At 38.6% G+C, this 22,522-nt stretch carries 23 protein-coding genes and 1 tRNA gene; 15 read left to right on the forward strand and 9 right to left on the reverse strand.

Translation table 11 applies throughout. From position 1 onward, the window contains the following. Positions 1 to 107 precede the first annotated feature (107 nt). Both IRT38_RS15820 and IRT38_RS15825 read left to right on the forward strand, forming a co-directional pair. Positions 108 to 323 carry a hypothetical protein gene (locus tag IRT38_RS15820; protein WP_194598222.1) on the forward strand — a complete coding sequence of 72 codons (216 nt, stop codon included), beginning with the start codon at positions 108 to 110 and terminating at the stop codon, positions 321 to 323. A gap of 564 nt (positions 324 to 887) precedes the next feature. Beyond that, complete coding sequence (locus IRT38_RS15825; protein ID WP_151839285.1) at positions 888 to 1,619, forward strand: DUF4760 domain-containing protein; 732 nt, start codon at positions 888 to 890, stop codon at positions 1,617 to 1,619. A 26-nt stretch (positions 1,620 to 1,645) separates the two neighbouring features. Here IRT38_RS15825 and IRT38_RS15830 read toward each other — a convergent pair whose 3' ends face one another. After that, positions 1,646 to 1,993: a helix-turn-helix domain-containing protein gene (locus IRT38_RS15830; RefSeq protein WP_194598223.1), complete on the reverse strand. Its 348-nt coding sequence runs from the start codon at positions 1,991 to 1,993 to the stop codon at positions 1,646 to 1,648. 92 nt (positions 1,994 to 2,085) lie between these two features. Between IRT38_RS15830 and IRT38_RS15835 the strand changes: the two genes are divergently transcribed. From IRT38_RS15835 to IRT38_RS15860, 6 genes are all read left to right on the forward strand, one after another. After that, the gene (locus IRT38_RS15835; RefSeq protein WP_151839287.1) at positions 2,086 to 2,265 is read left to right on the forward strand and encodes a hypothetical protein; all 180 of its coding nucleotides are present in this window, start codon (positions 2,086 to 2,088) and stop codon (positions 2,263 to 2,265) included. Between the two features lie 104 nt (positions 2,266 to 2,369). Continuing rightward, a complete protein-coding gene (locus IRT38_RS15840) occupies positions 2,370 to 5,108 on the forward strand; it encodes a toprim domain-containing protein (protein ID WP_194598224.1) in 2,739 nt (912 codons plus the stop codon). Next, positions 5,105 to 5,419 carry a hypothetical protein gene (locus tag IRT38_RS15845; protein ID WP_227592179.1) on the forward strand — a complete coding sequence of 105 codons (315 nt, stop codon included), beginning with the start codon at positions 5,105 to 5,107 and terminating at the stop codon, positions 5,417 to 5,419. Before IRT38_RS15840 ends, IRT38_RS15845 begins: the two co-directional genes overlap by 4 nt. Positions 5,420 to 5,803: 384 nt before the next feature. After that, positions 5,804 to 6,262 (forward strand): hypothetical protein, encoded by a 459-nt coding sequence (locus IRT38_RS17655; RefSeq protein WP_194598240.1) that lies wholly within the window; start codon positions 5,804 to 5,806, stop codon positions 6,260 to 6,262. Further along, on the forward strand, positions 6,250 to 6,603 hold the full coding sequence (locus IRT38_RS15855; protein WP_194598225.1) for a single-stranded DNA-binding protein: 354 nt from the start codon (positions 6,250 to 6,252) through the stop codon (positions 6,601 to 6,603). The genes IRT38_RS17655 and IRT38_RS15855 overlap by 13 nt, the downstream gene beginning before the upstream one ends. Before the next feature lie 7 nt (positions 6,604 to 6,610). Then, positions 6,611 to 6,907, forward strand: coding sequence for a hypothetical protein (locus tag IRT38_RS15860; RefSeq protein WP_151839291.1), 297 nt, complete (start codon positions 6,611 to 6,613; stop codon positions 6,905 to 6,907). Positions 6,908 to 6,934: 27 nt separating this feature from the next. On the opposite strand, the gene IRT38_RS15865 is transcribed toward IRT38_RS15860, so the two are convergent. Then, a complete protein-coding gene (locus tag IRT38_RS15865) occupies positions 6,935 to 8,002 on the reverse strand; it encodes a tyrosine-type recombinase/integrase (protein WP_194598226.1) in 1,068 nt (355 codons plus the stop codon). A gap of 180 nt (positions 8,003 to 8,182) precedes the next feature. Then, positions 8,183 to 8,269 (reverse strand) — tRNA-Leu (locus tag IRT38_RS15870). 180 nt (positions 8,270 to 8,449) lie between these two features. Here IRT38_RS15870 and queA point away from each other — a divergent pair. The 7 genes from queA (at position 8,450) to secF (ending at position 15,842) form a co-directional block, all read left to right on the forward strand. Further along, positions 8,450 to 9,487 (forward strand): tRNA preQ1(34) S-adenosylmethionine ribosyltransferase-isomerase QueA, encoded by a 1,038-nt coding sequence (queA, locus tag IRT38_RS15875; protein ID WP_125298596.1) that lies wholly within the window; start codon positions 8,450 to 8,452, stop codon positions 9,485 to 9,487. A 13-nt stretch (positions 9,488 to 9,500) separates the two neighbouring features. Further along, the gene (locus IRT38_RS15880) at positions 9,501 to 10,529 is read left to right on the forward strand and encodes a hypothetical protein (RefSeq protein WP_112987466.1); all 1,029 of its coding nucleotides are present in this window, start codon (positions 9,501 to 9,503) and stop codon (positions 10,527 to 10,529) included. Positions 10,530 to 10,606: 77 nt separating this feature from the next. Further along, positions 10,607 to 11,176 (forward strand): LemA family protein, encoded by a 570-nt coding sequence (locus tag IRT38_RS15885; protein ID WP_112987465.1) that lies wholly within the window; start codon positions 10,607 to 10,609, stop codon positions 11,174 to 11,176. A gap of 162 nt (positions 11,177 to 11,338) precedes the next feature. Further along, on the forward strand, positions 11,339 to 12,469 hold the full coding sequence (gene tgt / locus IRT38_RS15890) for a tRNA guanosine(34) transglycosylase Tgt (protein ID WP_004908968.1): 1,131 nt from the start codon (positions 11,339 to 11,341) through the stop codon (positions 12,467 to 12,469). A gap of 111 nt (positions 12,470 to 12,580) precedes the next feature. Continuing rightward, positions 12,581 to 12,910: a preprotein translocase subunit YajC gene (gene yajC, locus IRT38_RS15895; RefSeq protein ID WP_004908970.1), complete on the forward strand. Its 330-nt coding sequence runs from the start codon at positions 12,581 to 12,583 to the stop codon at positions 12,908 to 12,910. A 51-nt stretch (positions 12,911 to 12,961) separates the two neighbouring features. Beyond that, entirely contained in the window at positions 12,962 to 14,863 is a 1,902-nt protein-coding gene (secD, locus tag IRT38_RS15900; protein ID WP_194598227.1) for a protein translocase subunit SecD, read from the forward strand. A 10-nt stretch (positions 14,864 to 14,873) separates the two neighbouring features. Beyond that, positions 14,874 to 15,842 (forward strand): protein translocase subunit SecF, encoded by a 969-nt coding sequence (gene secF / locus IRT38_RS15905; protein ID WP_194598228.1) that lies wholly within the window; start codon positions 14,874 to 14,876, stop codon positions 15,840 to 15,842. Between the two features lie 77 nt (positions 15,843 to 15,919). Here the strand turns inward: secF and IRT38_RS15910 are convergent, their stop codons facing one another. The 6 genes from IRT38_RS15910 to ispG all read right to left on the reverse strand — a co-directional run bounded on the left by IRT38_RS15910 (position 15,920) and on the right by ispG (position 22,503). After that, positions 15,920 to 16,576 (reverse strand): 4'-phosphopantetheinyl transferase family protein, encoded by a 657-nt coding sequence (locus IRT38_RS15910; protein ID WP_194598229.1) that lies wholly within the window; start codon positions 16,574 to 16,576, stop codon positions 15,920 to 15,922. Between the two features lie 64 nt (positions 16,577 to 16,640). Beyond that, positions 16,641 to 18,050, reverse strand: a complete 1,410-nt coding sequence (der, locus tag IRT38_RS15915; RefSeq protein WP_004908978.1) for a ribosome biogenesis GTPase Der — start codon at positions 18,048 to 18,050, stop codon at positions 16,641 to 16,643. Between the two features lie 176 nt (positions 18,051 to 18,226). Further along, positions 18,227 to 19,369, reverse strand: coding sequence for an outer membrane protein assembly factor BamB (bamB, locus tag IRT38_RS15920; protein ID WP_099949197.1), 1,143 nt, complete (start codon positions 19,367 to 19,369; stop codon positions 18,227 to 18,229). Continuing rightward, the gene (locus tag IRT38_RS15925) at positions 19,369 to 20,067 is read right to left on the reverse strand and encodes a YfgM family protein (RefSeq protein WP_004950316.1); all 699 of its coding nucleotides are present in this window, start codon (positions 20,065 to 20,067) and stop codon (positions 19,369 to 19,371) included. The genes bamB and IRT38_RS15925 overlap by 1 nt, the downstream gene beginning before the upstream one ends. Before the next feature lie 31 nt (positions 20,068 to 20,098). Then, positions 20,099 to 21,391, reverse strand: coding sequence for a histidine--tRNA ligase (gene hisS, locus IRT38_RS15930; RefSeq protein ID WP_194598230.1), 1,293 nt, complete (start codon positions 21,389 to 21,391; stop codon positions 20,099 to 20,101). Continuing rightward, the gene (gene ispG / locus IRT38_RS15935; RefSeq protein WP_194598231.1) at positions 21,388 to 22,503 is read right to left on the reverse strand and encodes a flavodoxin-dependent (E)-4-hydroxy-3-methylbut-2-enyl-diphosphate synthase; all 1,116 of its coding nucleotides are present in this window, start codon (positions 22,501 to 22,503) and stop codon (positions 21,388 to 21,390) included. The genes hisS and ispG overlap by 4 nt, the downstream gene beginning before the upstream one ends. Positions 22,504 to 22,522: the final 19 nt, after the last annotated feature.

Below are 22,522 nucleotides of genomic sequence, written 5' to 3' on the forward strand. Positions count from 1 at the left end.
AATTGAGATTATTCAACACAGTAGAGCGACACAAGATGTCGCGCCCTACTGTATTTTTAACATGAATTTTAAGACAATACGCCCATGATCAATAGACAGGGGGAGAAATGCACTCTACGTTAGACATAGACAGCCAAAGAAAAATGTCGGCTGAAGAAATATTGGAAGAAATTGAATTTCCTTTGGAAAACCTCGAAAGTTTTCTTTTTGCAATGACTAAAATGAAAGTTGATGACCACCTAAACGAAAAGGAATTCTCGGCAATTATCAACACAATTCATTTTCAAGTAAGAAACATATCCAGAGCGGTTCAAGCCAAATAAGAAAAAACCCAGCTAAGGCTGGGTTATTGTATTCTCTATTGAATCTTATAAAACTTTATAATACTTAATGAGTTAATTTTTACAATATCTCTATAACTAGCTGTTTTAATATATTTTTTTAAGAAAAATATATTTATGAATAATAATAAAAATTAATCCAAAAACATTGACCGAAAATTGTCAAGTATATACACTGTGCAAACGATGCTAAGTATCTTCATAACTTTTTGACCGTATAACTAAATCATAGTTAACGTCTCAATAAAGAATGAACTTACTGACGTATCTAGTATGCAACATGATCGCTACACATGATTTCGTAGTGTTTCGCTATACTTAATAAGACAAAACTATGTATCGCATAGGTTTGTCTAACTGTCTTTCGGATAGGCTGAAAGTCAGATATCTCAGGTCCTATCGGACTTCTTTATGAGAATAATAATTGGAGAGAGTTTATGAACGCTATCAAATTAACAGGAGTAGTCTTCAATGATGGTATCGGTTTGGGCTAATCGACAAGTGGAAAGCACCCACATTGTGGGTGCTTTTTTTTGGGCATAAAAAATGACTTTAGATTCAATTAATGAAACAAGAACTTTATTATTATTAACTCCTTATATTCTTCTTTACTTTTACTATTTAAAATATATTAAGGACCCATTTTTTATTAAAGCTAGAGCAGATGTTCAACTTTTATTTATGATCTATACTGTAGGCATCATATTTCTAGAAATGTTTGCTTGGTCTGTTATCTTTAATAATGCAACTTTTATGGGCTTTGACGGAATCAGTTCAAACTCCCAAACACCAAGTAAGATATCGAATCAACAATCTGATTCAATACAAACTATTGGAATTCTTATCGGTGCAACAGCAGCAATCATAGGCTGGCTTTTTACAACTCGTGCGCAAACAATTGACTCCACTAAAGCCAATACTATGCAAATTCTAATGGAATCAAGATTCTCAGATGAATATGCCCGCAACTTAAAAGTTACAACTCGGTTATTTACATATCAAAGAAAAAAAAATGGAGATAATTGTAGTCTAACATTAGAGGATTACTCAAAACTAAATCCACATCAGTTGGATGCTGTTCACTACATGCTTAATTATTTTGAATTTATTGCTGTAGGAATTCGTTGTGGTGATTTGGATGAGTTATTCATGAAACAATCATTACGGAGTATCATTCTGACTAATTATAAATTTTATAAATTAATTATTGAAGAACGTCAAAAGAAAGTACCTAGCGCCCTAGAAAACCTAGTAGCACTTTCCAATCGCTGGACTTAATTTAGCCCGACCTAAGTCGGGTTTTTTTATATTTTATTAAACTGATTCGCATATGTTTCTATCAAAGACAAAAGCCCAGGGCGCATATCTTCTTTAGTCAATCGATATAGTTCAACCAATCTCGCTTCTTGTTCTGATAAATCGCTAGATTTAATCTCAACAGTACCCCAAAGAATAAATGGAATATTAAATCCATGATCTTCTAACAGATCCAACTGATCTGTATCTAATGGCGCATTGTGCTTTTCATAACGAACGATAGAGTTCTTTTTTACGTTTAGTATTTCAGCAAGTTCATCTTGAGTAAGTATCCCTAAGCGTTTCCGCTCATCTCTAAGTCGACTACCACGGCTAGAAAAATCATCATTTTTCATACTTTTTCCTTAAAAAGCACTTGATAATAACGAAATTTAGTACTAAATTAATAACAACTAAGTATCTAAGTATCATTTTTGGTGATTTTCTCATGACTACATCAATTGTTCAAACAAAACAGAACCACACTGAATTAACACAAGTACGTTGGACTAAGGAACAGCTCAAGGCTTTAAAGAAAATCGCCTTCGATCAAGACAAAAAGCCAGCTGTATATATCCGTGATTTCATCCTTGAACACCACCCAGAAATGAAAGCATCCCCAAAATAACTGCGATTGTAAACAAAGCCAATTTTGTATGCATGAAAAGCTACAAAGACAAACAAAATATTCACAATCTCAAACAGTTATAAACTTAAACAGTGCGGTGTTAAATGTCAGATATATCAAGACGCATAGATGAACGTCTAAATCAAATCTTCCAATTCAAAAAGGTTGGAGAATGGTATAGACATGGCATCTGCCCACAGTGCAGCAAGAAAGAATGCTATACACATGCGATTAAACCTCGCGTGGTGAAATGTAGCCGTTTAAATAACTGTGGTTATGAAGAACACGTCAAAGATATTTGTGAAGACTTATTCAAAGACTGGTCCAAAGAATTTGTCCAGACTGAAGCAAATCCTCACGCAGCTGCCGATGCTTATTTACGTCATGGTCGTGGCTTGGATATCACTCCACTAAAAGGCCTTTATACCCAAGAAACCTTCAGTCACGAACTAAAATACCCTGGTCTATATACTGGCACTGTCCGCTTCAAATTAGCTGAAGGCGTATATTGGGAACGTTTCATTGACCGTCCTGAACGTTTTGGTCGTCAAAAAGCAAATTTCATTGGTAAATATGAAGGATTAGCCTGGTCTTTGGTTGATCTTGATGAGCTATGCAATGCTTCATCATTTTGGATTACAGAGGGAATTTTTAACTCGATTGCATTAGTCCAATCAAACCAGCCAGCTATTGCTACGATGTCTACTAGCAATTATCCATCTTTATTACTCAAAAAGATTGCCGATCGTTGTCATGAGCTAAAAAAGGATAAGCCACGACTTATTTGGGCATTTGATAATGATAAAGCTGGTAAAGATGCCATTAAAAAATTTCATCTTCGTGCTTTACAAGAAAAATGGGCTTCTTCAGCTGCTCTACCACCTTACCAAGTCAAAGGTAAAAACCTTGATTGGAATGATCTATTCATGCACGACTTACTGCACAGCGAAGAGCGTGCAAAGTATCGTCATTACGGTGAATTACTCATTGCAGAAACTGCTGAACAAGCTGGCTTACTGATCTACAACTTCAAAGAAGGTCGAACCAAAACATTTTTCTTTAATCACAATTTCCGTCTTTACTGGTTCAACTTGGATTACGACAAATACGCAAAACGTATGAATCAGATTGAAGAGGATCCAAGCTTTGATGACTTACTTGATCAACAGAAACGTGAACAAGCATTACGTGACTGTGCTGCAGTGACGGAGATCTGTAATGCACAGATCGAACCTCTATATTTTGAACGCAATGAGATTACAGGCGAAGCTTGGTATTACTTCAATGTACAAAGCCAATGGGCAGAAAAGAAAACCCAATTTACACCAAGCCAAATCGGTAGCCGTAGCAAATTTAAAGATGCAACCATGGAAGTTATGGCTGGTGCAATGTGGACTGGTACAGATCAACAACTTGAATTCTTTATGAAACGGAAAACAGAACGTTTAAAAGAAGTCAAAACAACAGACTACATTGGATATTCAAGTGAATATCAAACCTATATTTTTCCTAAACATGCTGTGCATAAAGGCCAAGTTATCCACATTAATGAACATGATTTCTTCAAAATCAAACGTCTTGAAATCAAAAGCTTAGCAAAGTCACCAGTGATTACTTTAAACCCTAAAAAGGAGTTCAAACCTTTTTGGTGGAAAGACTTTTATCGAGTACGTGGAAGCAAAGGTTTAATTGCTTTGGCTTGGTGGACAGGAACTTACTTTGCTGAGCAAATCCGCGCTTTGCATAGTTCATATCCATTCATTGAAATTATTGGTCAAGCTGGTGCAGGTAAATCACGCTTAATCGAATTCTTATGGAAATTAAGCGGTCGTAAGGATTATGAAGGTTTTGATCCTAATAAATCTACAAACGTGGCGATTTATCGTAACTTTGCCCAAATCTCAAACTTACCAGTCGTATTGATTGAAGGTGACCGTAACGATGCTCAAGGCAATGCAGTCAAACAGGCAAAGTTCAGTTGGGATGAGCTCAAAGATGCATTTAACGGCCGTGCGATTCGCTCAAAAGGTTTAAAAACTGCTGGTAATGAAACGTATGAACCACCCTTCCGTGGTGCCATCATGATTTCACAGAACAGTGCAATTGCAGCTTCAGAAGCAATCTTAACTCGTACACTGCATTTAGCATTCGATCGTAAAGGACAGTCATTAGAAACCAAGCGAATTGTTGACTCTCTCGACCGCATTGAGCTTGAAGAAGCATGTACATACATGACGCAATGTTTACGCATGGAAGAACAGATCCTAAGCACGTACCAAGAACGTCTAAAAAGTATTGAAGATCAATATCACAAAGTAGGTATTACACATACACGTATTGCTTTATGTCATGCACAAGTAGCTGCTCTTATTGAAGCGATCGCAGAGCACGTACTTAATGGCTATTTAGACTATGAAGAAGTTGCCCTTGCACAAGAAATGCTAGTGGAAATGGCACAACAACGTGTAGACCAACTGAATGGCGATTGCCAAGAGGTAGAACAATTCTGGGAAGCATTTGAATACTTACAAAGTGGCAGATCTGCACCATTCAGCCTTAATCATCATGATCATGATGCACAGACAATCGCTATCAATTTGAATGAAGTTTATAAAGTTGCTGCCCAGCAGTACCAAAAACTTCCTGAAATTACGTTGATGAAGACTTTGCTCAAATCATCACAACGTTTCAAGTTTATCGAATCTAACAGAGCTGTCAGCTCAAATCGATATCCAACAGATGTTGTCAAAAATATTCAAGCAGACAATGAAATGACTGATCGTCGTCGAACAGTCAAATGTTGGATCTTTTCAAACCCTAGCTATGGAGCATCATCAACTTGAATACAAATGCTCTCATGGTATCAACAACCCTACTACCTTTTATTGACGATGAGGAAAGGCTTATGGCCAAGCAACATGACCTAGATTATGTCGGTCAAAAAATCATAGACGTATTTCGTGAAAGATTCCCGAATGACGAAGGATACATTCAGGAAAAAATTCATCGATTATCTGAAATGAATAACAAATATGAGACTTTTTCATGGGCATTAAATCAACTTGACTATGAAAATCAATGCTTATTATTTGAAAAATTGGGAATAAATATTCTAGGGCTAAAGTTCTACAACCATTTATTTCAACAAATTTAAAACTAAACACACATACAAAAGCGGCCACTTCTGTATGTGTCACAAAACCACTGGAGAGCAATTATGCAAAATGATTATAACCCACAATATGAATTAACAATCGAAACTCATGAAGGTTTAAAACTGTCACACCCGTTGAATGATGATGAAGTGCGAGTAATTAGGATGATGGCGGTATCAGCGACACCACGAAAAAATTTGCTAAAAAATTTTTTACAAAGTGTTAGAAATCAACCTGAAGAAAAGTTTTCTCATATTCAGAACTGGATTGAAAGTATTTTGACGAGTACACACACAAAGTTTTTTACTGTTCAAATTGAAAATTTAAAACAAAAGTCAGACGTATCGCCTAAGTCAGAATTAAATATTAAATTTGAGTCATTAATGGTTAAAGACCTTAAAGATTTTGTATGGAATGAGAATTTTGAACTTTATGAAAATAATACAACTCAATTATGTTGGCTTACTTTTTTAATGACACGCGAATCTATAACCCTTGATAACCACTGCATGATCGATCAAACGTGGTTTATGAAAGGTACACGAGTAGCGGATCTAATCAAACATGCTGAAGGTGTTTATAAAGCTGAAGCGATTGCCCAAAACTCTAAGATCCAATTTGGTACAGACGATAACAAGACTTGGTGGGCACACGAAGTCCCATTTTTTGGAACAGTGCAACTTGATCAAATTGAAGAGCATGGCCTTACCGAATGGGATATTTATTTTAATGAATGCTGGCAAGGCCCTTTTTCATCTAAATCTAAGGCAATTCAGCATTTAGAAGAATGTATCGCAGAAAAACGTGAAGAAGCCAAGGATGTAGAATCATGCGCGGAGTGAATAAAGCAATATTAGTGGGTACTTTAGGTGCAGATCCCATATTCAAAAAATTCCCAAACGGTGGATCTTATGCTCAATTTTCCATTGCAACTTCAGAAAAATGGCAAGACAAACAAACTGGAGAATGGCGTGAACATACCGAATGGCATCGAATTGTAGCTCAAAATAAATTAGGTGATATAGCCGTTAAATACCTAAAAAAAGGTTCAAAAGTTTACATAGAAGGTTCTCTACGTACACGCCAATGGACCGATCAAAACCGTAACCATCAATACATAACGGAAGTTAGGGCTGAACAATTACAAATGCTCGATAGTCTTCCAGTAGCTAATCCAGTGTAGGTAAATAATGACTGTAAATATTGACGCTATTATTGAAAAAACGCTTCTCAAGATCATGAAGCAAATTGATTCAAAACCAATTATTCCTATTGAATGTCAGGTATGGGATGAACATGACATTGCGAATTATTTTAAATACACGGTGGATTACACCAAGCGAAATATAATGAGCAATAAATATTTCCCTCCTGGCAGAGAATTACCAACCGATCCCAAAGGTGAACGAACTTCACTTCGATGGAAAGCCACAGACGTAATCAAATACGCTATGGCCTTCGATAAATCCAATGTGAACTACAATTAAAAAAATGCCACCGAGAGGTGGCTTTTTTCATGCCAATAATCTACTTAACCCTGCTGACATATTTAATTCTTCCAGGATCTCATCATTAGTTGGATTGTAATAAGTCAAAGCTTGTTTAGGATCCTTCCATCCAAAAATCTTACACAAAGTTAAGGCATTCTTTATTCGTCTAGCCATTAAAGAAGCTGCTTCATGCCTTGAATCATGAAAAGTTAGATCAGCATTTTCTAAACCGGCTTGTTTACGTGCTTTGCGGAACAATGCGTCTCGTGATGAGTCAGAAATGGTAAATACTTTTGGACTACCCTTTCGATCAATTTTCATGGCCAGCGTCCACAGCTGAAGCGCAAAATCATCTAATGGTACCTTTCTGGCTGTGCCATTCTTAGTATCATCTAGTTGGACATAACGTTTTTCTAAATGAATATCTTTAGGCAATCTATTTACGATTTCTCCAGATCTCATACCAGTGGCCATTGCAATAAGCCAAGCTAAACCAACTTCTTGTGTTTTACTTTCTGGAACTGTTCCTGGTTTGTATTTTAATGCAGTAAGCATTTTTACTAGCTCATCTTCCTCAACACGTCTTTCACGGTTATTAGGTTTCTTGGGTTTACGAATATCCTGGACAGGATTGAAATTAATCCAATGCTTATCTAATCGACACCAATTGAAAAAGGATGAAAGCAATGAATAGTCACGCAAAACACTTGATGCTTTAAGCGGTCGAATGGATCTCTTCATAACTGAATCCTCCCATTGTTTAATGAACTCACTTTTATAGGCTATGAGTGGCCAGTCAACATTTGGAAGGTTTTCCTTAAAATATTTAATTCGATTCTGTTCTTTCTTGGCTGTCTTTTTATGTACAGAAACTTCATCACAATATTTTTGCAGTGCTTCACGTACTGTTAATACAGTTTTTTTCTTGATAGCAGCTTCAGTAGAAGCATTTAACAACAAGTCTCGTTCTTCGGCTCTCCCCCAATTTGTTGCATCTATCTTGCTCTTGCAAGTTTTTGTTCGTCGAACACCATTCACCAGGACATCTGCTTTCCATTTTTTATTAGGTCGCTGATAAACCGATACGCTCATAAAATAATTAATTCCTTAAATGTAAGTTGTCGGGTGGAAATCGGGTGGAAATCGGGTGGAAAGGTATACCAAATAATCCCGAAAAATACCGTAAAAAAACATAAACGCCAGAAACGACAAAGCCCCAAGCCTTTGATATATAAGGCTTGGGGCTTTGAAAAATCTGTGTAAGCTTTCGCTTGGTCCCGAGGGTCGGACTCGAACCGACACGTCATCTCTGACAGCGGATTTTGAGTCCGCCGCGTCTACCAATTTCACCACCTCGGGAAGAGTGCGATGCTTTGTGTTGCGTATGATAACCTGTTTGATTTTATTGTCAAACCCCATCTTTAACTTATTGTTCACTTTTAAATCATTCAGTTATTTTTCTTAGGAAGTTATCAGCAGCTCAGCGCAAAAATACAAAAAAGACTATACTACGCACAATTTCTGCAATGTTTTAGATGTATGCAACTTTCAGACTTTTCATTTGATCTCCCTGATGAACTTATAGCTCGCTATCCTCTAGAAAGCCGTAGCGCTTCGCGTTTACTTCATATCGATGATCAAGGTCATTACCATGATCATAGCTTTACTGATATTTTGGATTTATTAAACGAGGGTGATTTGCTCGTATTAAATGATACCAAAGTCATGAAGGCTCGCTTGAAAGGTAAACGTGCAACTGGTGGGGCAATTGAAGTTCTTGTTGAACGTATGCTGGACACACACACAGCTCACTGTCATATTAAATCAAGTAATTCACCTAAAGCTGGTGCAGAACTTTATATCGGTGAAGATTCAGTTCCAGTTACAGTAAAAGGTCGCCATGAAAACTTGTTTGTAGTTGAGTTTTCACAACCGATTTTATCGATACTTGATCAATACGGTCAGCTCCCTATCCCCCCTTATTTCAATCGTGAAGCAGAAGAAATTGATACAGAACGATATCAAACGGTTTTCCACGATCCTGAAAAAATTGCTAGCGTTGCTGCTCCAACAGCAAGTTTGCACTTTGACCAAGATTTATTAGAAAAATTAGCAGCAAAAGGTGTGCAAAAAACATTTGTGACTTTGCATGTCGGTGCAGGCACATTTATGCCAGTCCGTACAACTGACATTACCAATCACATTATGCACAGTGAATGGTGTGATGTTCCACAATCAACGATTGATCTTATTTTAGAAACCAAAGCACGTGGTAATAAAGTGATTGCAGTAGGTACGACAGCAACTCGTGCCTTGGAAAGTGCAGCTCAAGCAAATGATGGTAAAATTGCTTCATGGACAGGTGATACTCAGATTTTCATTTATCCAGGCTACCAATTCTGTATCGTCGATCGTTTGATTACCAACTTCCATTTGCCCGAATCAACACTTTTAATGCTTGTTTCTGCGTTATCAAATCGAGATAACATTTTATCGGCTTATGAGCATGCAGTTAAAGAACGTTATCGTTTCTTTAGCTACGGTGATGCTATGCTAATAGACAAATTAATCGTTTGATTTAAATACGCTTATGCCGATCGATACAGTACAACAAGCATTACATATAAGACGTAAAAAAAATGCTCAAGTTTTTCGCAATATCGCTCGGCTGTGGGAAGCGGGACAATCATCACACACGGATCAAGCATTACTAGATGCCTTGCATCCGTGGCGTGAAGATCACAGCCTGCGTTTTTTTAATATTTTGCCTTATTTATTGGCAACAATTAGTCTAAGTACTTTAATCTTTGGATATTTTCTACATCCCCATCTACAATTTATTTGGAGTTTTTTGGGTGCTTTTTTGACAGGTTTTCTTGCTTATCTACTTTATGAGTCAAAACAACCACTTGAACAAGTGATTGAATATTTAGAACAAAGAATGATTCAACTTCGTTATGGTCTGAACTTCCAACAACTCCCTGCTTATCTTCCGATTCAGGCGCAACCATTACTTGTAATAAGTAAATTGAAGCAATCTTTCCCACTGTTTAATCGTGGAACTGAATCAAATGAAATTACACATTATGCTTCTACCGTTTGGGACGATGGAACGACTAAACATCAAGTCCTGATTTTTAAATACCATTACGTAACTGAAATGCCAATTTTGCAAGATGGCAATAGCGATAAAAAAATCGTCAAAGAAATCCATAAAGATTTATGGGGTGCTTTTGTTTTTCAAATGCCGAATTTGGGCATTGCTGTTAGTGATCAGCGCTCTCGTTTTTTTGAACCTTATACTCGCTCATGGCAAAGCAGTGATATTTTAATTAATCAGAAACTCAATATTTTTGGTCTAGATCAGCATCAACTTGCAAAAAGTATTAGCCCAAGTTTGACACTCAAGTTACATGATTTTTTTGAACATTTTTCAGGTGATTTAATTTATCATCATGAAGAACAGATTTTATGTTATCTCGGTGAACAAGATCTTTTCCGAATCACGAGTAAACATGATGCAATCCACGATATACCAGCATTGAGAGGTCATTTACGAACCATGACGATGCCTGAATATCAGCGTTTTCAACAATTGATGCTTAATTTAATTCAATAAATAGTCTATAAATCTTTTTAGAACAAAGATAAGTGGAATTTGCTCAGTTCCATTAAGGCAACAATACCGAGGTAATCATGACTGGTTTAATTATTTTCTTGGGGATTTTTGTTCTTTTGATTGTATGGGGCATTCATATTCGCAATACGATTGTACGCTACTTTAATGCGACCAAACGTGCGTGGTCAGAAGTGGCTAATTTTGAACGTCAAAAAGTTAAAACGCTTGAATCTTTAGAAACGACCTTGAGCCGTTACACTGAGTTTGAAAAATCAACATTAGAAAAAGTAACTGAGCTTCGTCAGCAGATCCTTAATTTAAATGTTAATGATACTGATATTTCTCAACTACAAAGCATCGAAAAAATGAGCAAAGAACTCATTCGCAGTCTCAACGTTGTTGTTGAAAATTATCCTGAGCTGAAAGCAGATACGCTGTACAGCAAAATGATGGATGATATTCAGGAGCAAAATGAAAATGTCGGTGCTGCTATTACGATCTTTAACCGTAATGTTGAGTTATTCAACAATCATATCCAGATTTTCCCAAATAATTTGATCAATACAATGACATTATCCAAGAAAGAAATTCGTCCTTTCAAAGATAATTTAGCGACTGAAAATTTTGACTATAGACCAAATTTTTAAAAGTAAATTTAAACATTTAAAAGCCAATTTCAGCTTTATCTTGAAATGGCTTTTTTATTTTTTCTCTATAGCTACATTTAGTAGTAGAACTACACACCATAATCAAGGAAAATAGCCGTTTTTGATCAGCGAACTGTTTTTTCGCCTTGATGGATTGGTGTCATGCAATTTGAAAAATTAGGTCAGTCGGGGCGCGCCCGTCGTGGTCGACTCACTTTAGAACATGGTGTTGTTGAGACACCTGTATTTATGCCCGTTGGTACTTACGGTACTGTAAAAGGCATGTTGCCTCGTGATATTGAAGAGATTCAAGCACAAATTATTTTGGGTAACACCTTCCATTTATATTTACGCCCTGGCTTAGAAGTGATTAAAGAGCACGGCGGTCTGCACGAGTTTATTCAATGGGATAAACCAATTTTGACTGACTCTGGTGGTTTCCAAGTATTTAGCTTGGGTGCAATGCGTAAAATCAAAGAGGAAGGCGTGACTTTCCGCTCTCCAATTGACGGTTCAAAAGTTTTCTTATCTCCTGAAATTTCGATGGAAATTCAGCACGTCTTAAATTCAGACATCGTGATGATTTTTGACGAATGCACACCTTATCCAGCAACACATGAAGAAGCTCAGAAATCATTACAGCTTTCTTTACGTTGGGCAAAACGTTGTAAAACCCACCACCACGATGAACTTAAGAATAAAAATGCATTATTCGGCATCATTCAAGGTGGTATGTACGAGGATTTGCGTGATGAATCTCTTGCAGGCTTACTCGAAGTCGGTTTCGATGGTTATGCGATTGGAGGTCTCTCTGTAGGTGAACCTAAAGAGGAAATGATCAAAGTTCTTGATTATTTACCAAACAAAATGCCTCAGGATAAACCTCGCTATTTGATGGGTGTAGGTAAGCCAGAAGATATCGTTGAAGCGGTTCGTCGCGGTGTTGATATGTTTGACTGCGTAATGCCTACCCGTAATGCACGTAATGGTCATTATTTTGTCACTGATGGTCTGGTAAGAATTCGTAATAGCAAATATCGTCATGATAAAGGACCTTTAGACCCTCATTGCGACTGTTACACTTGTAAAAACTTTACTCGTGCCTATTTATATCATTTAGAGAAGTGCGGTGAGATGTTGGCATCGATGCTCGGTACGATTCATAACTTACGTTATTACCAACGCCTTACTCAAGGCATGCGTGATGCTTTAGATAATGGTACGTTTGACGAGTATGTTCAGGACTTTTATGCCCGTCGTGGTTTAGAGGTTCCACCCTGCCCTGAAGATTAATGTATAAGTAAATGCATCAAGATTTGCGCCTAAACGCAAGACAAGGTACATTGCAAAACGAATTGGAATTTAATCGTAATTTTTCGCTTTATCTTTTATTAGGAAATTAAAATGAGCTTTTTCATTTCTACCGCTCACGCTGCTCCTGCAGCAGCTCAAGGCCCAAGCTTAATGGCAAACTTATTGATGATTGCTGTTTTTATTGCAATCTTCTATTTCTTGATCTGGAGACCTCAAGCTAAACGTGCGAAAGAACACCGTTCTTTGATCGAAAGCTTAGGTGTAGGAAGTGAAATCGTTTTTGCTGGTGGTTTAATGGGGAAAATCACGAAGCTTGATGGTGACTTCGCTGTTGTTGAGTTAAGCCGTGGCGTAGAAGTAAAAATCCAACGTGCAAGTGTCATTTCAGTATTACCTGAAGGCACACTAAATAACCTTTAATCATAAAATAGTCGTGCCTCAGCACGACTTTTTCATTTAAGAAGAAAACGAATGCGTTACCCTGCATGGAAATATTTACTGATTCTCGTCGTTCTCGTGATCAGTACGTTATATGCACTTCCAAGTCTGTATCCTGATGAACCTGCTGTCCAAATTTCTGGTGCAAAAGCAGGTACACAAATTGATCAAACGGTTGTGCAAAAAGCTGAGCAGATTCTGAAAGCTGCCAACATCAGTAGCCATGATAATAGTTTTACCAACAATGCGGCATTATTACGTTTAGACACTTCAGAAGCTCAATTAAAAGCGAAAGAAGTGCTACGTCGTGATTTAGGTGAAGACTACGTGGTTGCACTTAACCTTGCGCCAACCACACCTGAATGGTTGCAAAAGATTGGTGCAAAACCGATGAAACTCGGTTTGGACTTACGTGGTGGTGTACACTTCTTGCTCGAAGTCGACATGGATAAAGCGATTAGCCAACGTATGGAAACATCGGCAACTGATCTGCGTCGTCAATTTCGTGACAACAAAATCAAATTTAATAATTTAGCACTGAATAACAATACCATTACTGTTCAGTTTGCCAATACAACTGACCGTGATGCAGCAGCAGATTTCTTACGTCGAAATGGCAATGAGTTCACACAGCAAGCACTTGCAAGTGCAGATGGTGCTTTACTAAAACTCAACTATACAGATGTTCGTCGTCAAGAAATTCAATCTTACGCGGTGAATCAAAACTTAACGACCCTACGTAATCGTATTAACGAGTTAGGTGTTGCTGAAGCATTGGTACAAACTCAGGGTAGCAACCGTATCGTGGTTGAGTTACCTGGCGTTCAAGATACTGCTGAAGCAAAACGTGTCTTAGGTCGCACAGCTAACTTAGAATTCCGTTTGGTTTCAGATAGCAATGATCAATATATTGATCCATACACTGGAAAATATAACGATCAGCCTCTTCCTCCAGGTACTGAAGTTTTTGCTTTTGAATCACTGGACAGCGGTCGTCAGCTTTTACTTCAACGCAATCGTATTTTGACAGGTGAACGCGTTCAAAATGCAAGCTCTGGCTTTAGCCAAGACTCTGGTGGTGCAGAAGTTAATATTACGCTAGACACTGCTGGCGGTAAGTTAATGGCAGATGCAACACGTAATGCTGTTGGCAAACGTATGGCTGTATTGTTTATTGAAAATAAACAAAAAATTAGCTATGTCACTGATCCAGCTACAGGTACTCAGACTGAAGTCCGCACACCGTATACTGAATCTGTTGTGATCAACGCTGCAACAATTCAAGCCGTTTTAGGATCTCAATTCCGTATTACAGGTCTTGATTCTCCTCAAGAAGCAGCCGAACTTGCTTTAATGTTACGTGCGGGTGCGCTTGCAGCGCCAATGTACTTTGTTGAAGAACGTGTTGTCGGTCCAAGCCTTGGTCAAGAAAATATTGATGCAGGTGTGTTATCGACTCAGATTGGTTTCATTCTTGTTGCAATCTGGATGGTGGTATTCTTCCGCTTGTTTGGTGTAATTGCAAACTTCGCACTAGTATTTAACCTTGCGATGATTCTTACTGTTATGTCTTGGTTAGGTGCTTCCCTTACCCTTCCTGGTATTGCAGGTATCGTGATTGGTATCGGTATGGCTGTCGATGCAAACGTTCTGATCTGTGAACGAATACGAGAAGAAATGCTGTGGGGTGCCTCTCCAAAACAAGCCATTGTTGCGGGTTATGATCGAGCCTATAACACTATTTTTGACTCGAACTTAACGACGTTTATTGTTGCATTTATCTTATTCGCTATCGGTACAGGCCCGATTAAAGGCTTCGCTGTGACGCTTATGATTGGTATCGTATGTTCGATGTTTACTGCGATTACAGTAACACGTGCGATCGTACAACTCATTTATGGCAAACGCCGTAATTTGACTAAGTTGAGCATTTAAGGAGATTCATATGACTGATCTGACTCAACAAGACTCAAAACAATACGGTCGTCCTGATGATGCAAAAATCATCCCATTTATGAAGATAGCAAAACCTGCTGCAATCTTCTCAATCTTGCTGACCATCGTAAGTATCTTTTTTATTGCGACGAAAGGTCTAAACCTCGGTTTAGACTTTACAGGCGGTGTATCAGCTGAGTTGAATTATGCCCAGGCAGTTCAACCTGCTCAAGTTTCACAAGCATTAGATCGTGCTGGATTTAAAGATGCTGTTGTACAAACGTTAGGAAGTAATACTGACCTAATTGTACGTATGCCAGTACAAGAAGATTTAAACGTAGCAGACCTAAGTGAAACGATCACTAAAGCAGTACAGTTACCAAACAATACTGCTGAAGTGCATAAAGTTGATGCTGTAGGCGGTCAAGTCGGTAATGAGCTGTACATTCGCTCTGCTGGTGCATTAGCACTTGCGATGATTCTGATGTTAATCTACGTGACTATTCGCTTTGAGTTCAAACTTGCGATGGGTGCTGTGTTATCGTTATTCCACGATATCATCATTATTATCGGTACATTTGCATTATTCCAATGGCAATTTGATCTAAGTGTACTTGCAGCAATTCTTGCGGTAATGGGTTTCTCACTTAACGATAACATCGTTGTCTCAGACCGTATTCGTGAAAATTTCCGTAAGATTCGCGGTGCGACACCACGTGAAATTGTTGATATTGCATTAACAGAAACTTTACGTCGTACCATTCACACCTCAATGACATTGTTACTTGTAGTTCTAGCAATGATGTTTGTTGGTGGTGATGGTCTGCATTTATTCTCTGTTGCAATGTTTGTCGGTGTATTCGTTGGTACCTATTCATCGATTTATATCGGAACAGCATTTGCATTATGGCGTGGTCTTAACCGTCAAGATTTTATTGTTCAAGTTAAACCTGAATTTGAAGAAGATCATATTCCTTAAGGTTTTCCACAAATACAGATTAAAAATGCCAGTGTTATCACTGGCATTTTTTGTGGGTGATCATTTTAAATTAGTATTTAGTCATGTTGAATTACCTGAATATCAGGAAACTGGAAACCTCTACAAGACAGTTCGGCTCGCCAAGCTATAGTCAATATAATTTTTTGATTCAACGAAAAGTTCTGATAACCAAATGTTCCAATTAAAGGATGTGAACACACCCCTCCCTGCTGTTCTGGATGTACATTTGTATTCAGAGTATTCAGATCCAAACGGATACCCAGACCTGAAGCTTTTAAAACAGCTTCTTTGGTCGTCCAAACTTTAAACCAGTACTCCCTATCTTCATCCAACTGTTGCCAAATTTCATATTCTTTGGGATGAAAAGCATGTTTAGCAAAAGCATCAAAACGCACTTTGCGTTCCAATTCCTCGAGATCAACACCAATATCCCGAATTCGATCACTTAGTCCTAACACATAGCTTTTTTTGCTATGTGAATGGTTAAAGTTGAGCATATGAGAAGTTAAATAAGGTTTACCATGCTCATGTTTGGCAAAATCTAAATCAACAACATCACATCCGAGATGTTGTGATAGTAATTGATTACGAAACTGCTTGATCTGTTGTTTTTTATAGTCATTAAATGAGCGAAAATCAGAAAAATCGCTTTGCTGTAAATCTAAAATGTTATCTAGCGTTTGAACATGTAATTCAATCTTACGCTGAGTCATTGATCATGTCCTTATTGATAAAAAAACCCAAATTAAAATTTGGGTTTTGATGACACTCAAAAAATTATCGCTTAAATTTCTTTTCAGCCTTTTTGAATTTCTGAATATAACGACGCTTACGTGCTGCAACGCGCTCATCCACTTGAGACTTACGCCCTTCGAATGGATTTTCAGAAGTTTTAAAATCGATTTTTACAGGGGTACCTTCCAGTTTATAAACCTTACGAAACACGTTTTCTAAATAACGACGGTAATCTGCAGGTGTCTTATCCACTTTATTACCGTGAATCACAATCGTTGGTGGATTTTGTCCCCCCATATGCGCATAACGCATTTTGATACGACGACCACCAATTGAAGGCGGCTGATGTGCTTCAGTCGCATCATTTAGAATTTGCGTTAATTTCGCTGGTGATACTTTCAGATTTGAAGATTCATAGGCACGATGAATAGATGGGTATAATTCGCCTACACCTGTACCGTGTAAAGCTGAGATCAAATGAATCTTTGCCCAAGGAATGAAATCGAAACGACGTTCAACATCGAGTTTACATTGCTTACGATCGTACTCGGTCATGTTGTCCCATTTATTGATGGCAATCACCATCGCACGACCCGCTTCAAGCGCATAACCGATCAAATGTAAATCTTGTTCAACAATCCCTTCACGAGCATCAACTACAACGACAACTACATGTGCATCTTTCATTGCTTGCAAAGTTTTTACGATTGAGAATTTCTCAATCATTTCATCAACCTTACCTTTACGACGCACTCCTGCAGTATCAATCAACGTATATTGACGACCATCTCGTTCAAATGGGATATAAATCGAGTCACGTGTTGTACCTGGTTGGTCAAATGCAACTACACGTTCTTCACCAAGTAAGCGGTTGACCAATGTTGATTTACCAACGTTAGGACGACCAATAATGGCTAAACGTAAACCTGTATTTTTATTATGCTCTTCTGGATTCTCATCTTCAGGTACTTCAGCTAATACCTCTTCAAGCATTTGCTGAACACCACGACCATGACTCGCAGCAACTTGCATCGGCTCACCCATACCGAGCTTATAAAACTCAACAAGGGCTGCTTCAGCATGCACACCATCAACTTTGTTAGCAACTAAGTAAACTTTTTTACCCAATGTACGTAGTTCACGAGCAATTTGCTCATCTGATGCTAAAAGTCCAGCACGTGCATCAACTACAAAGATAATAATATCAGCTTCATGGATTGCAGTTTTTGACTGCTCCGCCATGTAAGAGTCAATACCACCCTCATTTTCACCGATACCACCTGTATCAACCACAATAAAGGATTTGTTTTGATAAACCGCGTCACCATATTTGCGGTCACGAGTTAAACCAGCGAAGTCAGCAACCAAAGCATCACGGCTTTTTGTGATTTGGTTAAATAGCGTTGATTTTCCGACGTTTGGACGACCAATGAGCGCAATAACGGGTTTCATAAATTAACCTTAATTCAGACGAGCCATCGTTGATGACAGCATTCTAGAAACAGTATGGAAGATTTTGGCGATTAAAAAATCACAATAAAAATTCGGGGTTTTGTATACACAAATACCCCGATCATTCTTTTATTAGCAACTGCTAATTAAGCATTTTAACACAAGCGCAGGAAAAATTAACGATTCTGCCAAATGCTTAATGCACCTTTTCGTGTTGCCACATAAAGTTGGTCATTGATGACACGTAAGGACTGGACTTCACCGCTGGTTTTTGCACGCCCAACTAGTTTACCCGACGCTGGATCAATCAAATGCAAAACACCATCTAGATCACCAACCACAAGGTTTTGACCAAGTACAACTGGATTACTCAGTTGGCGATTCAGTAATTCTTCATTTTGCCAAACCAACTCACCTGTCGCTAAATTGTAAGCATTTAATTTGCCATCAACAGTTGAGATGAAAACTTTATCTTCTGCGACTTCAGGACGATTAGTACTACTTGCATCCTCGCTCCACACCACACGTTGTGTCGCTAAGTCAGTGACAGTGACTTGACCTTGGAAGCTTGTTGTAACCAAATATTGACCAGCAACAACAGGATCACCAACAATGTCGATCAAACGCTGGATGTCTGAACGCCCTTCACTGATTGCAACACGGCGTTGGAAACGTGGAACTCCACTAATTACATCCAAGCCATAAACATAAGCATTTGCAGAAGCGACTAAAACTGTTCGCTCATCTAATGCCACTGGTGCTGGTTGACCACGTAAACTGAATTGAACATTTGGTAATTTATAGGCCCAAACTTGCTGCCCTGTAACTGCATCATGAGCAAAAACAGTACCATCATTTGCAATCGTAATCACACGCCCTGATTGGATTAATGATGGAGATAAAATGGCACCAGACAATTGCGCTGTCCATTTTTGTTCGCCAGTCATTTGATCAATAGCAAATAATTGACCTTTTCGGTTGCCGATAATCACGATGCCTTCAGCAGCTTCCACGCCAGCAGTTAGCTCTTGTTTGGTAATTTTACTTTTCCAAAGTCGATCTTTACCTTTGTAAGCAGAAACCTGACCGTCTGGATCAATCGCAAAAATCACACCGTTATCTGTGTCCAATTGCAAACGTAATGCTTCAGCAGCATTCGTTGAAGAAACACTTTGCGAAAATACAAGGTTTAGACTTTGTTGTTGCTGTATTTTTGGCAAAGGATTCGGTTTTGCTTCTTTAACTTTGTTGCTCGAACATCCAACCAATAAGGCTGAAGCAACTGCAATTGCCAAAGGGAGTTTTAGTATATTCTGCATTAAGACTCATCCACTTTAGTATCTAAGATTGGGCGTTCAAAATCAGGATCATCTACTAAAACGCCAACACTTTCGAGTTTAATTTGTAAAAGCTGACGTTCTTGCTTACGTTCAAGTACATTATTCCATGCACTTTGATACGCCTTACGTGCAGATTCAACATCTTTTTTAGCAACATAAATATCGCCACGCAACTCATCTACTGTTGCTTTAAAAGCAGGTTCAGAAACATTAGATAAGGTTTTTAGAGCCTCATCATATTTTTTCTGTGCCAATTGCGAATCAGCTAAACGTATTTTCACAATTTGCATTAAACCTGCATCTTTAACTTTTGAGTTTTCGACTTTCTTTAATGCTTTTTCAGCTGCGGCATAATCTTGTTTTTCATATGCCAGCTTAGCCAAAATGAATTGCGTCTGAATTGCTTGCACTGAATCAGCATCATCTTTCACAATCTTATCAGCAGCTTCTGATACCGTCGCAAAAGCATTGGGTTGACCCGCAACCGCTTTAGCTTCGTCCATGAGCTTTTGGACTTTAGCTGTTTGATTCTGTGATTCAGCCAAATTCTTTTTTTGCCAATATTCCCAACCAAAAAAGGCAATCAAGGCAATGAGAATTCCGCTAATCATGGCAGAACCATATTTTTTGGCAAACGACTTTAAACTGTCGAGTTGTTCTTCATCACTTAAGCTCATGTGATTGTCCTTTTCCTAAATATTGTGCAATTTATTGTTTAAATTTTTCGAGCAAAAATGCTGTCAATTCAGTGACCGCAACTTGAGATTGTTCCCCTGTCGCAAGCTCTTTAACCAGAAGCTGTTTTGATTCCCACTCACGCTCACCTAAAATCACCGCATATATCGCGCCAGATTGATCCGCTTTTTTCATTTGGCTTTTCATGCTGCCCTGAGAACCCGTTTTAAAACGAATCGAACTGTTGACTGCTTCTAACTGGTCACGGACTTGTTCAGCCAATACCAATGCTTTCGCTTGGTAAGCAGGCTCAGCCAATAAGAACACTTCGCAATCACGAACTGGTTTAGCTTTCTCAACTTGCTCAAGCAAAAGCAGCAAACGCTCCATTCCCATCGCAAAGCCGACTGCAGGAACCGATTGATCTGCTTTACCTTTGAGCTGCCCAACTAGACCATCATAACGACCACCAGCACATACTGTACCTTGTGAACCCAACATGGTTGTTGTCCATTCAAATACAGTTTTGTTGTAGTAGTCTAAACCACGTACTAACTTTTGATTAATAACAAACTGAATGCCAGCATCTGTTAAATATTGCTGTAATTGGTTGAAATGGTTTAATGAGTCTTCTTTCAAGAAATCATGTAGCTTCGGTGCATTTTCTAGAATTTTTTGTGTCGATTCAATTTTTGAATCTAAGATACGAAGCGGATTCGTAGTCAAACGACGCTGTGAATCCTCATCTAATGCATCTTTATGCTCATTGAGAAAGGCAACCAATGCATTACGATATTCTGTACGCTCATCAGTTTCGCCTAAAGTGTTTAACTCAAGTTGAACTTTATCCGCGACACCCATACGCTTCCACAAACGCGCCGTCATAAGGATGATTTCAGCATCAATATCTGGTGTCGCCACACCAAAAGTTTCGACACCAAATTGGTGGAACTGACGATAGCGACCTTTTTGTGGTTTTTCATAGCGGAACATTGGACCGACATACCATACACGTGGAGTTGCCCCACGAAGTAAGTTATGTTCCAACATTGCACGCACACAACCTGCAGTACCTTCAGGACGTAAGGTTAATGATTCAGGTGGATTACCTTTATCAAAAAAGGTATACATTTCTTTTTCAACGATATCCGTTGCATCGCCAATCGCGCGCTTAAATAAACCAGTTTGCTCGACAATAGGTAAACGAATTTGCTGATAACCGTAAGCATCCATCAAAGATGCAAGTTGTTGTTCCAGACTTCTCCATGCCGCAGTTTGCGATGGAAGGGTGTCATTAAAACCTTTAATAGCGACAATTGAACTCATGATGAACTACGAATAATTTCTTTAGATTTTGCTTCTTCAAGCTCTTGAACACGTTGACGAACCATTGACTCGATTTCATCAACCAACTGATTTGTATCAATCAAATGGCTTTTTTCACCATTGCGATAAACTAGTGAACGCGGCGACGCACCAACGACACCAATATCAGCTTCTTTAGCTTCCCCTGGTCCGTTGACTTTACAGCCAATCACAGATACATCCATTGGTGTGCGGATATCTTCCAAACGTTCTTCCAATGCTTGCATCACTTGAATAACATTAAACTCTTGACGTGAACAACTTGGACACGCGATGAAATTAATGCCATTCGAACGTAAACCTAATGATTTTAAAATATCAAAACCAATTTTAATTTCATCTTCTGGTTCTGCAGCTAGCGAGATACGCATGGTATCGCCGATGCCTTCCATCAGTAACCCACCAAGTGCAATTGCTGATTTCACCGTTCCAGTACGATAGATGCCTGCCTCAGTCACACCAAGATGCAAAGGATTATCAATCTGTTGTGATAATAAACGGTAAGCATCCATAGTTAAAAATACATTCGATGCTTTTACACTAACCTTAAATTCATGAAAGTCTAAACGATCTAAGATATCAATATGACGCATCGCTGACTCAAGCAATGCCTGACCCGTTGGTTCGCCATATTTGACTTGCAGATCTTTCTCTAAAGAACCTGCATTCACCCCGATACGAATTGAAATGCCATGATGTTTTGCAGCAGCAACGACTTCACGCACTTTTTGATCTGAGCCAATATTACCTGGGTTGATACGAAGACAATCTGCCCCGTAATCCGCGACAGCCAAAGCAATACGATGGTCAAAATGAATATCAGCAACCAAAGGAACCGAAACGCGTTTTCTAATCGCACCGAAAGCTTCAGCAGCCTCCATAGATGGCACTGAAACACGCATGATATCGGCACCAGCATCTACACAACGCTGAATTTGCGCAACTGTGGCATCGACATCACAAGTTTCTGTATTTGTCATACTTTGAACACTGATCGGCGCATCACCACCGACATACACCGAACCAACACGAATTTTTCGTGTCGGGCGGCGCTTAATTGGTTTCACGATCATCGTATAGCTCTACTCTAAT

Origin of the sequence: Acinetobacter sp. SK-43 (assembly GCF_015351505.1) — a bacterium.
In the GTDB taxonomy this organism is placed as follows: Bacteria; Pseudomonadota; Gammaproteobacteria; order Pseudomonadales; family Moraxellaceae; genus Acinetobacter; species Acinetobacter junii.